Origin of the sequence: Nocardioides sp., assembly GCF_016462705.1 — a bacterium.
Lineage (GTDB): Bacteria > Actinomycetota > Actinomycetes > Propionibacteriales > Nocardioidaceae > Nocardioides.
Genome location: NZ_JAEMSS010000110.1, coordinates 1 through 490, shown reverse-complemented (window position 1 = coordinate 490; position 490 = coordinate 1). Strand labels below are relative to the sequence as shown.

The following is a 490-nucleotide window of genomic DNA, read 5'->3' as shown; positions in this document are numbered from 1 at the left end:
CAACAGCGCGGCGCGCTACGCCGCCACCGACCTGGCCACCGAGGCCCACCGGGCCCGGGCCCTCTCCACCGTCGTGTGGGCGACCACCATCGGCGCCGTCGCCGGGCCCAACCTCTCCGGGCCCTCGGGCTCCGTCGCGGACCGGCTCGGCATCCCCGAGCTGACCGGGCCGTTCGCCATCGGCACCGTCGGCATGGTGCTGGCGGCCGCCGTGATCGCGGTGCGGCTGCGCCCGGACCCGCTGCTGCTGGCCCGCGAGGCGGCGGCGGCCGAGGAGCCGGTCGCCGGACCGCAGGCCGCCCCCGTGTCCGCGGCGTCCTGGCGGCGCACGCTGGCCGCCGTCCGGGACCGGCCGGTGCTGGGCTGGGCCGTCGTCGGGCTGGCCGGCGGGCACGCCGCGATGGTCGGCGTCATGATCATGACGCCGTTGCACATGGAGCACGGCGGCGCGGACCTCCGGGTCATCGGCTTCGTCGTCAGCATCCACGTG

Annotated in this window: 1 protein-coding gene; it reads left to right on the top strand. The window is 78.0% G+C overall.

What is annotated here, in order from left to right; translation table 11 throughout:
- Positions 1–490, top strand: a 490-nt coding sequence (locus JHD21_RS14170) for an MFS transporter (protein ID WP_292676499.1), incomplete at both ends; no start/stop codon positions are given.